This is a genomic window from Streptomyces sp. NPDC059455, from assembly GCF_042750115.1.
Classification (GTDB): domain Bacteria; phylum Actinomycetota; class Actinomycetes; order Streptomycetales; family Streptomycetaceae; genus Streptomyces; species Streptomyces endocoffeicus.
Genome location: NZ_JBHYVB010000074.1, coordinates 34,143 through 48,708 on the forward strand (window position 1 = coordinate 34,143; position 14,566 = coordinate 48,708).

Genomic DNA, 14,566 nt, shown 5'->3' on the forward strand with positions numbered 1-14,566 from the left:
CCGACGCAGGCCGGCTCGGCGCCGAAGGCCCCGGTCACCATTGCTGATCGTTTGGAGTCCGCGGCGGCCGACGACCTCTTCAGCTTCATCGACCAGGAATTCGGATCGTCCTGAGAGCACGCTCTCGCACGCCGTACACCAACCGCACGCCGTACACCCAAGCTCCCGAAGCTCAATCCCGTGAGGTATTGATGTCGGACCAAGAAAAGCTCCTCGGCTACCTCCGACGGGTGACCGCCGATCTACATGAGACCCGACAGCGCCTTCAGGAAGTGGAGGCGGCGGCGCGCGAGCCGATCGCGATCGTCGGGATGAGCTGCCGCTACCCCGGGGGTGTGCGGACTCCCGAGGAGTTCTGGGAGCTGCTGGCCGGTGCACAGGACGCGATCACGGCCTTTCCCGAGGACCGTGGCTGGGACGTCGACGCCGTGTACGACCCGGATCCCGACCGGCCGGGTACCTCCTACACCTGCGAAGGCGGCTTCCTCAGCGACGCGGGGGACTTCGATGCCGACTTCTTCGGGATTTCGCCGCGTGAGGCGCTGGCGATGGACCCGCAGCAGCGACTGCTGCTGGAAACGTCGTGGGAAGCCATCGAACGGTCGGGCATCGATCCCGCGTCGCTCAAGGGAAGTCAGGCCGGTGTCTTCATCGGAACCGTCACCCCGCACTACGGCCCGCGCCTGCACAGGGCCACCGACGGTGTCGAGGGACACCTGATGACCGGCACTGCCCTCAGCGTCGTGTCCGGACGCGTCGCCTACACCCTCGGGCTGGAGGGTCCCACGGTGACCGTGGACACGGCGTGCTCGTCCTCGCTGGTGGCCCTGCACCTGGCCGTACGGTCCCTGCGCCAAGGCGAGTGCTCCGGCGCGCTGGTCGGCGGTGTCACGGTCATGTCCACGCCCGGTACCTTCATCGGCTTCAGCCGGCAGCGCGGGCTCGCCCCGGACGGCCGGTGCAAACCCTTCTCAGCCGCCGCGGATGGCTTCGGGCTTGCCGAAGGCGCCGGCATGCTGTTCCTGGAGCGGCTGTCCGACGCGCACCGCAACGGCCACCCGGTGCTGGCCGTCGTACGCGGCACGGCGATGAACCAGGATGGGGCCAGCAGCGCGCTGTCCGCGCCAAACGGTCCCTCGCAACAGCGGATGATCCGGGCGGCGTTGGCGGACGCGGGGCTGACCGCGGCTGAGGTCGATGTCGTGGAGGCGCACGGTACGGGTACGACGCTGGGCGACCCGATCGAGGCGCACGCGCTGCTGGACACATACGGTCGCGACCGGGACGGAGACCGGCCGTTGTGGCTGGGCTCGGTGAAGTCCAACATCGGGCACACCCAAGCCGCCGCGGGCGTGGCCGGTGTGATCAAGACGGTGCTGGCCATGCGACACGGCGTGCTACCGCCCACCCTGCACGTCAACGAGCCGTCGCCGCACGTCGACTGGTCGGCCGGCAACGTCCGGCTCGTCACCGAGGCCACCCCCTGGCAGGAGGGTGAGCGACCGCGCCGGGCAGGTGTCTCCTCGTTCGGCATCAGCGGCACCAACGCGCACGCCATCATCGAGCAGGCGCCCCACCTGCTGAAGGGCGAAGCGGACGGCGCATCGGATGACGACGCCGTACCGCCCGCGGTGGCTTCGGCATCGCTCCCACTCGTTCCCTGGGCGTTCTCGGCCAGGTCCGCGGCGGCTCTGCGCGGCCAGGCCGCCCGGCTGCTGGACCATGTGCGAAGGCATCCGGGGGTTGCCGCGGCGCACACCGGTCTGGCCCTCGGGACCACCCGGACCGTCTTCGACCACCGCGCGGTGGTCCTCGCGCCGGACCACGCGGGCGCCGTATGCGAGCTGGAGAAGTACGTCGCGGACCACGACACTCCGGGGGTCGTCGCGGGCCTCGCACGACACGGCACCGCGGTGGCGCTCGTCTTTCCGGGGCAGGGATCGCAGTGGGCCGGGATGGCGGCGGAGCTGTTGGATTCCTCGCCGGTGTTCGCGGAGCGGATGGGCGAGTGCGCCGTCGCGTTGGCGCCGTATGTGGACTGGTCGCTGCTGGACGTCCTGCGGTGCGCCGACGGGGACGGCTGGTTGGGCCGGGTGGACGTGGTGCAGCCGGTGCTGTGGGCGGTGATGGTGTCATTGGCCGAGCTGTGGCGTTCGTACGGCGTGGTGCCGGCGGCGGTGATCGGTCACTCCCAGGGGGAGATCGCGGCCGCGTGTGTCGCGGGCGGGTTGTCGTTGACGGACGCGGCACGAGTGGTCGCGCTGCGCAGTCGGGCGTTGCGGGCGCTGTCGGGCCGGGGCGGCATGGTGTCCGTCAGCCTTCCTGTCGCCGAGGTGCGGGAGCGGCTGTCCGCGTGGTGCGAACGGCTGTCGGTGGCGGCGGTGAACGGGTCCTCGGCCGTGGTGGTGTCGGGTGACACCGACGCGCTCGAGGAACTGCTGGTGCGGTGCGAACGTGACGGAGTACGGGCACGCCGGGTTCCGGTGGATTACGCCTCGCACTCCGCACATGTGGAGGCGATCGAGGACGAGTTGCTTCGCGACCTCGCGGGGATCGCTCCGCGGTCGTCGGCGGTGCCGTTCTATTCGACGGTGACCGGCGGGGTGCTGGATACGGCGGAGCTGGATGCCGCCTACTGGTATCGGAACCTGCGGCAGACGGTCCGCTTCGATGAGACGGTACGGGTTGTGCTGGGCGAGGGTATCCAGGTGTTTGTGGAGGTCAGTGCCCATCCGGTACTGACCATGGGGATCGAGCAGACAGCCGATGACCACGGAACGCGGGCGACGGTGGTCGGGTCACTGCGTCGCGACGAGGGTGGGCCGGCGCGGTTCTTGAAGTCTGTGGCCCAGGCGTACGTGGGTGGCGCCGACGTCGATTGGCGGGAGGTGTTCGCCGGTACCGGTGCGCGCCGCGTGGACCTGCCCACGTACGCCTTCCAGCGTCGCCGATACTGGCTGGAGTCCGAGACCACTGAGGCTGATGACGTGTCGTCGGCAGGGCTGGCCTCGGCCGGGCACCCCCTGCTGGGAGCCGTCGTTCCACTGCCCGACTCCGATGGACTGCTGTTGACGGGCCGCCTGTCGCTGCGTACGCATGCCTGGCTCGCCGACCATGCGGTGCTGGGCCGTGTCGTCCTGCCCGGCACGGCGTTTGTCGAACTGGCGTTGCGAGCGGGAGACGCCGCCGGATGTGATCGGCTGGAAGAGCTCACGCTTGAGACGCCGTTGGTGCTGCCCGAAGAGGGCGCGGTCCAGGTGCAACTGGTCGTGAGCGGGCCGCAGGAGACGGGGCACCGCGAATTCGGCGTATACGCGCGCCGTGACGACGCGCCGAGCGAGTCATGGACGCGTTACGCGAGAGGCACACTGACCGCGCTGAGCCCGACCGCGGCCTCCGCGGATCTGAGCGTCTGGCCGCCGACCGGCGCCCAGGCGGTCGAGATCGCAGGGCTCTACGAGCGGCTGGCGGCCACTGGGCTTGCGTACGGCCCGGCGTTTCGTGGACTGCGGGCTGCCTGGCGCCGGGGTGATGAGCTCTTCGCCGAAGTGGCGCTGCCGGAGGACGTACGAACCGAGGCGGGCCGGTTCGGGGTACATCCCGCGTTGCTGGATGCGGCGCTCCACGTCTGGTCGGTCCACCACGATACGGAAACCGATACGAAAACCGGGGGAGTCCGGTTGCCGTTTGCGTGGAGTGGTGTCTCGTTGTCCGCGGTCGGGGCTTCGGTGGTGCGGGTGCGGCTGGCGCCGGCCGGCGATGGCGCGGTGTCGGTAGTGGTGGCCGATGGGGCGGGGGTGTCGGTGGCGTCGGCGGATGCCTTGGTGACGCGTCCGGTGGGGGAGGGGGAGTTCGCGGCCGCTGCCGGCGTTGGGGAGTCGTTGTATCGCGTGGAGTGGGTGCCCGCGTCGCCGGCCGCGGGGCTGGAGGTTGGAGTACAGGGGCGTGCGGTGGTCGGGGAGGATGATTTCGGGCTGACTGAGGCGTTGGGGGCGGAGGGGTTCGCGGATTTCGATGAGGTGGGCGAGTGGGTGCCCGATGTTGTGGCGGTATGTGTTGGTTCTGTTGGTGATCGGGGCGTCGTGTCCGGGGTGAGCGCGGCGGTTGACCGGGTTCTGCGCTTGGTACAGGGGTGGCTGGCGGAGGAGCGGTTCGCCGGGTCGCGGTTGGTTGTGGTCACGCGGGGCGCGGTGGCGGTCGAGGCCGGTGAGGATGTGCGTGATCTGGCCGCGGCCCCGGTGTGGGGACTGGTGCGCTCGGCGCAGGCCGAGCACCCGGAGCGGTTGGTCCTGCTGGACGTGGACGACGCCGGCGCTTCGCTGGACGCCCTGCGCGAGGCGGCGCTGACCGGGGAGCCTCAGGTGGCCGTGCGCAGGGGTGAGGTACTGGTTCCGCGCCTGACCCGAGGCCCAGCGGGTGGAGTGTTGGTGCCCGTGGACGAGGGGCAGCCATGGCGGATGGAGCCTTCGAGGGAGCGGACGCTCCAGGGGTTGACCCTGGGGACGGCTGAGGACGCGGCTCGTGAACTGGGTGAGTTCGAGGTGCGCGTCGCCGTGCGCGCGGCGGGACTGAACTTCCGCGATGTGCTCATCTCGCTGGGCATGTATCCGGACCACCGGGCGCTGATGGGAAGTGAAGGAGCCGGTGTCGTGGTGGCCACCGGCCCGGGGGTCGAGTCCTACGCCGTCGGTGATCGCGTGATGGGTCTGTGGACCGGCGGTTTCGGACCGCTGGCGGTGGCGGACCACCGCACCCTGACCCGGATCCCGGACGGCTGGTCATTCACCGAAGCCGCGTCCGTTCCGGTGGTGTTCGTGACGGCGTTGTACGCGTTGCGCGAGCTGGCGCGCGTGCGGCCCGGTGAGTCGCTGCTGGTGCACTCCGCGGCCGGTGGGGTGGGCATGGCGGCGGTGCAGCTGGCGCGGGTGTTCGGCCTCCAGGTCTTCGCCACCGCCAGCCCTGGTAAGTGGGACGTATTGCGCGGTCTGGGAGTTGACGGCGCGCATCTGGCGTCGTCGCGGTCGTTGGAGTTCGAGCAGCGGATCCGCTCGGTATCGGGTGGTCGTGGTGTTGATGTCGTGCTGGACTCCCTGGCGGGTGAGTACGTCGACGCCTCGCTGCGGCTGCTCGGCGAGGGCGGGCGCTTCATTGAGATGGGGAAGGCGGACGTGCGGTCCGCCGACGAGGTGGCGGCGGCGCACCCCGGTGTGGCATACCGGGCGTTCGACCTGGTGGAGGCGGGGCCGGAGCGCATCGGGGAGATGCTCACGGAGATCGTCGGCCTTTTCGAGCAGGGTGCGCTCAAGCGATTGCCGACGCGGGTGTGGGATGTGCGCCGGGCGGGTGAGGCGTTTCGTTTTATGCGTGCGGCGCGGCATGTGGGGAAATTGGTGGTGAGCGTTCCGGCCGCCTTGGATCCGGAGGGGGTTGTGCTGGTGACGGGGGCGGGGGGCGTGTTGGGTGGTTTGGTGGCTCGGCATCTGGTGGCTGAGCGTGGGGTGCGTCATTTGCTGTTGGTCAGCCGTCGTGGCTCGGCGGGCGAGGGCATGCCGGAGCTCGAGGCGGAGCTGATGGGCATGGGTGCGTCGGTGACCGTCGCCGCATGCGATGTGGCGGATCGCGACGCCCTGGCGCAGGTGCTGGCGCGGTTGCCCGGCGGGCGTGGTGTGACGGGCGTGGTTCATGCCGCGGGGGTGTTGGACGACGGGACCGTGGCGTCGCTGACGCCGGAGCGGGTTGACGCGGTGTTGCGGGCGAAGGTGGCCGGGGCGTGGAATCTGCATGAGTTGACGCGGCGCCATGATGTCGCGATGTTCGCGTTGTTCTCGTCGGCCGCTGGTGTATTGGGCTCGGCGGGGCAGGCGAATTACGCGGCGGCGAATACGTTTCTGGATGGGCTTGCCGCGCATCGTCGTGCTCTGGGTTTGGCCGGCGTGTCGTTGGCGTGGGGCATGTGGGCCGAGCGTTCCGGTATGACGGAGCACCTTGGCGAGGCGGATTTGTCGCGGATGGCGCGGGTCGGTGTGGTGCCGTTCTCGTCCGACGAGGGGTTGCGGCTCTTCGACGCGGCGCACGCCCTGGCGGAGAGCCTGGTGGTACCCGCCCGGCTGGACACCGGTGCCCCGGCCGCCGCCGGCACCGTGGTACCCGCCATGCTCAAGGGACTCATACGGCGGTCGATCCCCGCACGACGCACCCCCGTCCACGCCGAAGCGCTCCGCGCGGTCGACCAGGCCACCGAATGGCGGCAGTGGTTGCTCGGCATGAGTGCCGCCGACCGCGGCCACACCGTGCTGGAGCTCATCCACGCGCAGGTGATGGCCGTGTTGGGGCACGCCACGCCTGACGCGGTCGAGTCCGACCGGGCGTTCAAGGATCTCGGTCTCGACTCGCTGACCGCCGTCGAGCTGCGCAATCTGCTGAGTGCGACGACCGGGCTGCGTCTGCCCGCCACGCTGGCCTTCGACTACCCGAACAGCAAGGCACTGAGCGAATACATCATGGCCGAACTGGTGGGGCAGGCCGACGCCGACGGCGCGGCGGCGACGTCCTCCCCGGTCGGCGGAAGCGATGGCACGTCCGACGACGACCTCATCGCGATCGTCGGGATGAGCTGCCGCTACCCGGGCGGCGTGACGTCCCCGGAGGAACTGTGGCAGCTCGTCGCCTCCGGCGGGGACGCGATCGGCGGACTGCCCACCAACCGTGGATGGGATCTCGACGGCATCTACGACCCGGACCCCGACGCGCCCGGTAAGACGTATGCGCGTGAGGGCGGGTTCCTCTACGCCGCGGGCGAGTTCGACGCGGAGTTCTTCGGGATCTCACCGCGTGAGGCGTTGGCGATGGACCCGCAGCAGCGTCTGGTGCTGGAGACCTCGTGGGAGGCGCTCGAACGCGCCGGGCTGGTCGCGTCGTCGCTGCGCGGCAGCAGGACAGGTGTCTTCGTCGGCTCCCACTACCAGGAGTACGGCCCGCGGCTGCACGAGGCGGTGGAGGGTTCCGAAGGCCACCTGATGACGGGGAACGCGGCCAGTGTCCTGTCCGGGCGCGTGGCGTACGCCTTCGGCTTCGAAGGGCCCGCGGTGACGGTGGACACGGCGTGTTCGTCGTCGCTGGTGGCCTTGCATCTGGCGGTGCGGTCGCTGCGTCAGGGCGAGTGCGACATGGCGCTGGCCGGCGGTGTCGCCGTCATGCCGAATCCCGGCCCGCTCATGGGTTTCAGCAGGCAGCGCGGTCTGGCACCCGACGGGCGGTGCAGGGCGTTCGCGTCGGGCGCGGATGGGACATCGCTCGCCGAGGGGGCGGGGGTGTTGGTGGTGGAGCGGTTGTCCGATGCCCGGCGGCGGGGGCATCGGGTGCTGGCGGTGGTGCGTGGTTCCGCGGTGAATCAGGATGGTGCGTCCAATGGGCTGACGGCGCCGAACGGTCCGTCGCAGCAGCGGGTGATTCGGGCGGCGCTGGCGGATGCGGGGGTGTCGGCGGCGGAAGTCGACGCGGTGGAGGCGCACGGTACGGGGACGAGGCTGGGGGATCCGATTGAGGCGCAGGCGTTGCTGGCGACGTATGGACGCGAACGGGCGGGCGGGGGACGGCCGTTGTGGTTGGGGTCGTTGAAGTCGAATATCGGGCACACCCAGGCGGCCGCTGGTGTGGCCGGCGTGATCAAGGTGGTGCTTGCGCTGCGGCACGGTGTGCTGCCGCCCTCGCTGCACATCGACGAGCCGACGCCGCACGTGGATTGGTCGGCCGGCGGGGTGGAGCTGTTGCGGGACGCGGTGGAGTGGCCCGCGGAGGGAGGGCCGAGGCGTGCGGGTGTGTCGTCCTTCGGGATCAGCGGGACGAATGCGCATGTGATCGTGGAGCAGGCTCCGCAGGAGGAGCCTGTGGAGGCGTCAGCGGATGACGCGGGTGTGGTGGCGTGTGTGGTCTCCGCGCGGTCGGAGTTGGCGTTGCGTGCGCAGGCGGAGCGTCTGGCGGAGTTCGTGCGGGCTGATGGCGGCCTGTCGCCTGTGGAGGTGGCGTCGTCACTCGTGACGTCCCGGTCGGTGTTCGAGCACCGCGGTGTGGTGTTGGCCGCGGGGCGTGATGAGCTGTTGGCGGGCTTGGCGGCCTTGTCGTCGGGGAAGCCGGCGGCCGGTGTGGTGCGCGGCGCCGTTCTTCCCGGGAAGTCGGCGGTGCTGTTCTCGGGGCAGGGCAGCCAGCGCATCGGCATGGGGCGGGAGCTGTACGAGAGGTTCCCGGTGTTCGCGGAGGCTTTCGACGCGGCGTGCGCGCGGTTCGACGCACTGCTGGACCGGTCGTTGCGGGAGGTGGTGTTCGGGGACGTGGACGCGTTGGCCCGGACGGAGTTCACGCAGTGTGGATTGTTCGCGGTTGAGGTGGCTCTGTTCCGGCTGGTGGAGTCGTGGGGTGTGCGGCCGGAATTCGTGGGTGGCCATTCGTTGGGGGAGGTGGTGGCAGCACATGTGGCGGGGGTGTTGTCGTTGGAGGACGCCTGTGCGTTGGTGGCGGCTCGGGGTCGGCTGATGGGGGAGTTGCCTGTGGGCGGGGTGATGGTGTCGGTGCGGGCGGCGGAGGCGGATGTGTTGCCGCTGCTGGCGGCGTTTGCGGACGAGGTGAGCGTCGCGGCGGTCAACAGCCCCGGGTCCGTCGTGCTCTCGGGAAGGGAAGCGGCGGTGGCCGAGGTGGTAGGGGTGTTGGCGGAACGGGGCGTGGAGGCGAAGCGGCTGAGGGTGTCGCACGCCTTCCACTCGCCGTTGACGGAGCCGATGCTCGCCCCGTTCCGCGAGGTGGTGGACGGGCTCTCCTTCCGCGCGCCGCGCATTCCGGTGGTGTCGAATGTGACGGGCGCGGTGGCCTCGGCCGACGAGTTGTGCGCGCCTGACTACTGGGTGCGGCATGTGCGGGAGACGGTGCGCTTCGCCGATGGGCTGACGGCCCTGGCCGGGCAGGGAGTGACGACGTTCGTCGAACTCGGTCCTGACGGGGTGCTTTCCGGAATGGGACACGAGTGCCTGCCCGATGCGGTGTTCGCGCCGGTCCTGCGGAGGGACGTGGACGAGACCGGCTCCGTCGTCGACGGGCTCGCCCAGGCGTACGTGCGGGGCGTGGCAGTGGACTGGGCAGCCGTCATCGCTGCCGGCGGCTCGTCGCCGCGGCGCGTGGACCTGCCCACGTACGCCTTCCAACGGGAGCACTTCTGGCTGCGCTCGACCGCCGAGACCGCTGCGACGACAGCCGGTGACGCGATGCCCGGGGGCCTCGCGGACGCCGGTTTCTGGGAGGCGGTGGAGCGTGGTGACGCGAGCGCGCTCGCGAGCGAGCTGTCGGTCGAGGACGGAGACGGCGCTGGTGAGTCGCTGGCGGCGGTGCTCCCGGTGCTGTCGGCGTGGCGGCGGCGTCGGCGGGAGCTGGAATCGGTGGACGCCTGGCGCTACCGGGTGGCGTGGTCGCCGGTGGGCGGTGGGACGGGCACGCTGACGGGGGCGTGGCTGGTGGTCGTCCCCCAGGAGCACACCGGGGACGCGTGGGTGTCGCACGTCGTGAAGTCGATGGCGGAGCGCGGGGCGTCCCCCGTGGTCGTGGAGCTGGCGTCGGGCGCCACGGACGGCGACGCGGTGGCCGGACCGTTGCGCGCGGCGCTGGCACGGGCCGGCGACGCGGGTATCGTCGGCGTGCTGTCGCTGCTGGCACTCGCGGAGGGACGGCACGCGGTGTACGGGTCGGTGCCGCTGGGGGTGGCGTTGACGCTGGCCATGGTGCAGGCGGCGGGCGAGGTGGCGGTGCGGGCCCCGGTGTGGTGCGTCACGCGCGGGGCCATGTCGGTGAACGGCGCGGAACGGGTGCGGAGCACGGAGCAGGCCGGGGTGTGGAGTCTGGGACGTGTGGTCGGTCTCGAGGCGCCGGAGCGTTGGGGCGGGGTGGTGGACCTGCCGGACGTGCTGGACGGGTGGGTCACGGATCGTCTGGCATGGGTGCTCGCCGGCGGCTCGGGCGAGAGCGAGGTGGCGGTCCGGGGCGCGGGTGTGTTCTGCCGCCGTGTGGTGCGGGCCGCCGCGGGCGGACGCCGTGGTGCGGGGTGGCAGCCCTCGGGGACCGTGTTGGTCACGGGCGGTACGGGGGCGTTGGGCAGGCACGTGGCGCGGTGGCTGGCACGCGCCGGCGTCGAGCGCTTGGTTCTCGTGTCCCGCCGCGGTCCCGGCGCCGACGGGGCGGACGACGTGCGCAAGGAACTGGAGGGGCTGGGTACGCGGGTGGAGGTGGTGGCCTGCGATGTCGGTGACCGGAGGGCCGTCGCCGAGTTGGTGGCGGACGTGACAGCGCGGGCGCCGTTGACAGGAGTCGTTCACACGGCCGGGGTCCTGGACGATGGGGTGCTGGAAGGGCTGACCGCGGAGCGGTTCGAGGAGGTCTTGCGGTCGAAGAGCGAGGCGGCGTGGCATCTGCACGAGGTAACACGGGACTTGGGGCTCTCGGCGTTCGTGCTGTTCTCCTCGTTCGCGGGCGTCGTGGGTTCTGCCGGACAGGCGAACTGTGCGGTGGCGAACGCGCTTGTGGACGCGCTGGCTGAGCAGCGGCGGGCCGAGGGGCTGACGGCCACCTCGGTGGCGTGGGGGCCATGGGCCGACGAAGACATGGCCGTCAGCAGTAGCGAGGTCAGCTGCAACGTCCGGCGCGGTGGTCTGGCCCCGATGGATCCGCGGTCGGCACTCATGGCGATGGAGCGGTCACTGGCGGAGGGCGAATCCTCCGTCGTCGTCGATGCCGACTGGCCTCGCTTCATCGGTGCGTTCGAGGCCCGCCCCCTGGAACGGTTGCTCAGCGGCATCCCGGAAGTGCGGCAGCTCATGACTGACGCGGCCGACGACACCGGCGTGGCGCGGGCCGAGGATCCGGCCGAGCTCGCCAGGCGCCTCCAATCCCTGCCCGAGACCGAACGGAGCCGGGAGCTGCTGGAACTCGTGCGCGCCCATGCCGCCGCCGTGCTGGGGCACACCGGCGTGGACGCGATTGCCCCCGGCCGCCGCTTCACGGAGGTGGGATTCGACTCCCTGACCGCCATGCGCCTGCGCAACCGGCTCGGCGCGGCCACGGGCATCCAGCTCACCGCCGCGACGGTGTTCGCCCACGCCACGCCGACCGCTCTGGCCGACTACCTGCTCGCCACGTACGCGGCTCCCCCCGAGCGACCGAGGCCCCGGCTGCGGCCACGAGACCGGGCATGACGGCGTCGGTCGCGACCGACGCGGGCCGAGACACGTTGTGTAACGGTGGCTCTCGCTGATGCCGGGCTCACTGCCGCGCGTGATGATGGCAGAGATTTTGAGAACCCCTGCCCACCGGCGAACGATATGAGAGGCAGTGAAAGGCGTGAATTCTGCCGTTCAGTCAGATTACGACGTAGTGGTCGTCGGGGGTGGTCCTGGTGGATCCACGCTTTCGACACTAGTGGCACTCCAGGGCTATCGGGTGTTGCTCTTGGAAAAGGAGGAGTTCCCGCGGCACCAGATCGGCGAGTCGCTGCTCCCATCCACTGTGCACGGGATCTGCCGCCTCCTCGGAGTCACGGATGAGCTGGCGAATTCCGGCTTCATGAAGAAGCACGGAGGTACCTTCCGGTGGGGGCTCAACGCTGAGCCCTGGACCTTTGATTTCTCCGTTTCCGAAAAGTTCTCGGGCCCGACCTCCTACGCCTACCAGGTCGAGCGCATGAAGTTCGACAAGATCCTCCTCGACAATGCCCGCAGCAAGGGTGTGGACGTCCGTGAACGCAGCGAGGTCGTGGACGTTCTCGAGGAGGAGGGCCGGATCTGCGGTGTGCGGTACGACGACGCCGAAGGCGTCCGGCGGGAGGTCCGTGCCAGGTTCGTGGCGGATGCCTCGGGAAACAAGAGCCGCATACACAAGCGGATCGGCGGTGCGCGCAAGTACTCGGACGTCTTCCAGAACATCGCCCTATTCGGCTATTTCACAGGCGGAAGGCGAGCGCCTGCCCCCTGGGCGGGCAACATCACCTGCGCGTCATTCGATCTCGGCTGGTTCTGGTACATTCCCCTCTCCGATGAGCTCACCAGTGTCGGTGCGGTGCTGAGGCGTGAGGCGCTGGCACGCCTCCAGGACGGGCCCCGGGACAAGGTGTTGGAGGGCCTGATCGACGAGTGCCCGCTCATTGCCGACTACCTGTCGGAGGCGGAGCGCGTCACGGAGGGGCCGTACGGGCAGGTCCGCGTCCGCAAGGATTACTCCTACATTCAAGAGAAATTCTGGCGGCCCGGCATGGTGCTGGTCGGGGACGCCGCCTGCTTCATCGACCCGCTCTTCTCCTCCGGGGTTCATCTGTCGACGTACAGTGCCCTGTTGGCGGCCCGATCGATCAACACCACACTGCGCGGCGCCATCGACGAGGCTTATTGCTTCCGCGAGTACGAAACCCGTTACCGCAGGGAGTACGACGTATTCCACGACTTCCTGGTCGCTTTCTACGACCTACAGAAGGACGAACACGCGTACTTCCGTAAAGCGAAGAGTGTCATCGGGAGTTCTGCCCCGGCGGCGGAGTCATTCGCGGAATTGGTGGGCGGCGGCGCGTCCAATGAGGAGGCGCTGATCGGTAACGCGCCCTCCGTCAGCCAGGAACGCAGGGCGGATCTGCTGGAGCGGTCGCGGAAGATCCACTGGCAGGGATCCCGGGTTCAGGTCCAGGCACTCTTCGGGGAGAGCGTGGGGGACGCTCCCCTGTACGAGGGCGGTCTGGTCGAGTCACCCGACGGCATGCACTGGGCTCACCCCGAACAGCCCGCTTCCTGAGGGACGGGGCCCCATGTGCTGACTACTCACCAGGTTCAGTGGTTGTTCCTCGGCCTCGTCGCCGTCCTCGTTCTCGGCAGGCTGTTCGGCGCCGGGGCCCGTCTCCTGCGACAGCCTGCGGTGGTCGGGGAGATCCTGGCCGGAATCCTCATCGGGCCATCGCTGTTCGGGGGTGCCCTCGCGGATTTCCTGTTCCCCGCGGACACTCGCCCGCTGTTGGCGGCGTTTGCCAACGTCGGCCTCGCCCTGTTCATGTTCGTCATCGGTTATGAGCTGCCCTTCGACGAATTGCGTGGCAAGGCGCGGGTCGCCCTTCGGATCTCGCTCTGTTCCGTGGCGGTGCCCTTCGTCCTCGGTGTGCTGCTCGCGCTGTACCTGGTCCGCGATCACCACGCGCACAGCCAGACCGGTTTCGTGCTCTTCCTGGGCGCGGCGATGTCGGTCACGGCGTTCCCGGTGCTGGCGAGGATCTTGACCGACCACGGACTGGACCGCACCCGTCTCGGTGGCATCGCCCTGGCCGGCGCGGGGATCGGCGACGTTCTGGCCTGGCTGCTTCTCGGCCTCGTCGTGACCGTCAACGGGGGCACCGGTCAGGCGCGGTTGCTGCTGGTGCCCCTCGGCCTGACCGCGATGGTGACGTTGGTACGCCCGCTGCTGCGCCGGGCGTTCACCGCAGTGGACGGGAACGGGGGCACGACCGGCCCACTGGTGGCCGTCATGGCTGGGCTGATGCTCTCCTGCTGGGCCGCCGAGTGGGTGGGGATCCACTTCATCTTCGGGGCCTTCCTTTTCGGTACGGTGACACCCCGCACTGAGCGGGCGGATGTCAGGTCCGAGCTCACCGGGCACATCGAGTCGATCAGCAGTGTTCTTCTACTGCCCGTGTACTTCGTCCTGTCGGGAGTGCGGGTGGACCTCTCCGGGATCGGTTTCGCCGGACTCGGGGAACTGGTCCTCATCCTGGTCGTGGCACTCGCCGGAAAGTTCCTCGGGGCCTTCGCGGGCGCGCGGCTGAGCGGGATTCCCAGGCTCCAGTCGACGGCCCTGGCCGCGTTGATGAACACCCGCGGTCTCACCGAGATCGTGCTGTTGACCGCGGGTCTCGAACTGGGCGTGATCGACGCCTCTTTCTACTCCCTGATGATTCTCATGGCTCTGGTGACCACCGCCATGACCGGGCCGATGCTTCGCTTCCTGGAGCGGCGCGCCGGTGGGGACGCGCGACAGCTCGGAGAGTTCGAGTACGAGCGGCAAGGCTTCCGCTGGTTCGTCGCCGGGTAGCGGTCGAGCGCGGTGCTGGTACCGGCCCGGAGGGCGGATGTCACGTCGACGCGTCCGTGGAGGACGCGTCGAGGTCGATCTCGAGGCCGGCGACGGCGAGCAGACGACCCGTGCCGGAGTCACGCATGGTCATGTCGGCGATCTCGATCCGCGGCTGCGCCATGCTGCGCCACCTGCGCACCGTGATGGTGAACACCGCGCCCGGGTCGGCGTTGCCGAAGTACCCGACCTTCTGGTCGACCACCTTGCGCCGCAGGAACTGCTCGTCGCCACGGCCGAGCGACCGCCACACGCGCAGCAGCGCCGTATCGAAGATCGAGAAGTATGAGGCGAAGTACACCAGCCCGGCACCGTTGAGGTCGCGCACGACGTCCAGCGTGTACTCGGACGTGTGGGCCGGCCCGGCCGCGGGGGGGCGGGCGGGGGCCCCCGGGGGCGAGTAGCCCCGCGCAGCGCGGGGTCGCCAGGAGAG

Annotated in this window: 4 protein-coding genes; 3 read left to right on the forward strand and 1 reads right to left on the reverse strand. The window is 69.9% G+C overall.

From position 1 onward, the window contains the following. The first annotated feature begins 191 nt into the window (after positions 1-191). The 3 genes from ACFXB5_RS25175 to ACFXB5_RS25185 all read left to right on the forward strand — a co-directional run bounded on the left by ACFXB5_RS25175 (position 192) and on the right by ACFXB5_RS25185 (position 14,094). The gene (locus ACFXB5_RS25175) at positions 192-11,228 is read left to right on the forward strand and encodes a type I polyketide synthase (protein ID WP_385211710.1); all 11,037 of its coding nucleotides are present in this window, start codon (positions 192-194) and stop codon (positions 11,226-11,228) included. Between the two features lie 178 nt (positions 11,229-11,406). After that, positions 11,407-12,810, forward strand: coding sequence for a tryptophan 7-halogenase (locus ACFXB5_RS25180; protein ID WP_385211715.1), 1,404 nt, complete (start codon positions 11,407-11,409; stop codon positions 12,808-12,810). Positions 12,811-12,825: 15 nt separating this feature from the next. Next, on the forward strand, positions 12,826-14,094 hold the full coding sequence (locus tag ACFXB5_RS25185; protein WP_385211711.1) for a cation:proton antiporter: 1,269 nt from the start codon (positions 12,826-12,828) through the stop codon (positions 14,092-14,094). Between the two features lie 40 nt (positions 14,095-14,134). Here ACFXB5_RS25185 and ACFXB5_RS25190 read toward each other — a convergent pair. Continuing rightward, a partial coding sequence (locus ACFXB5_RS25190) for an LnmK family bifunctional acyltransferase/decarboxylase (RefSeq protein ID WP_385211713.1) occupies positions 14,135-14,566 on the reverse strand: 432 nt, incomplete at its 5' end.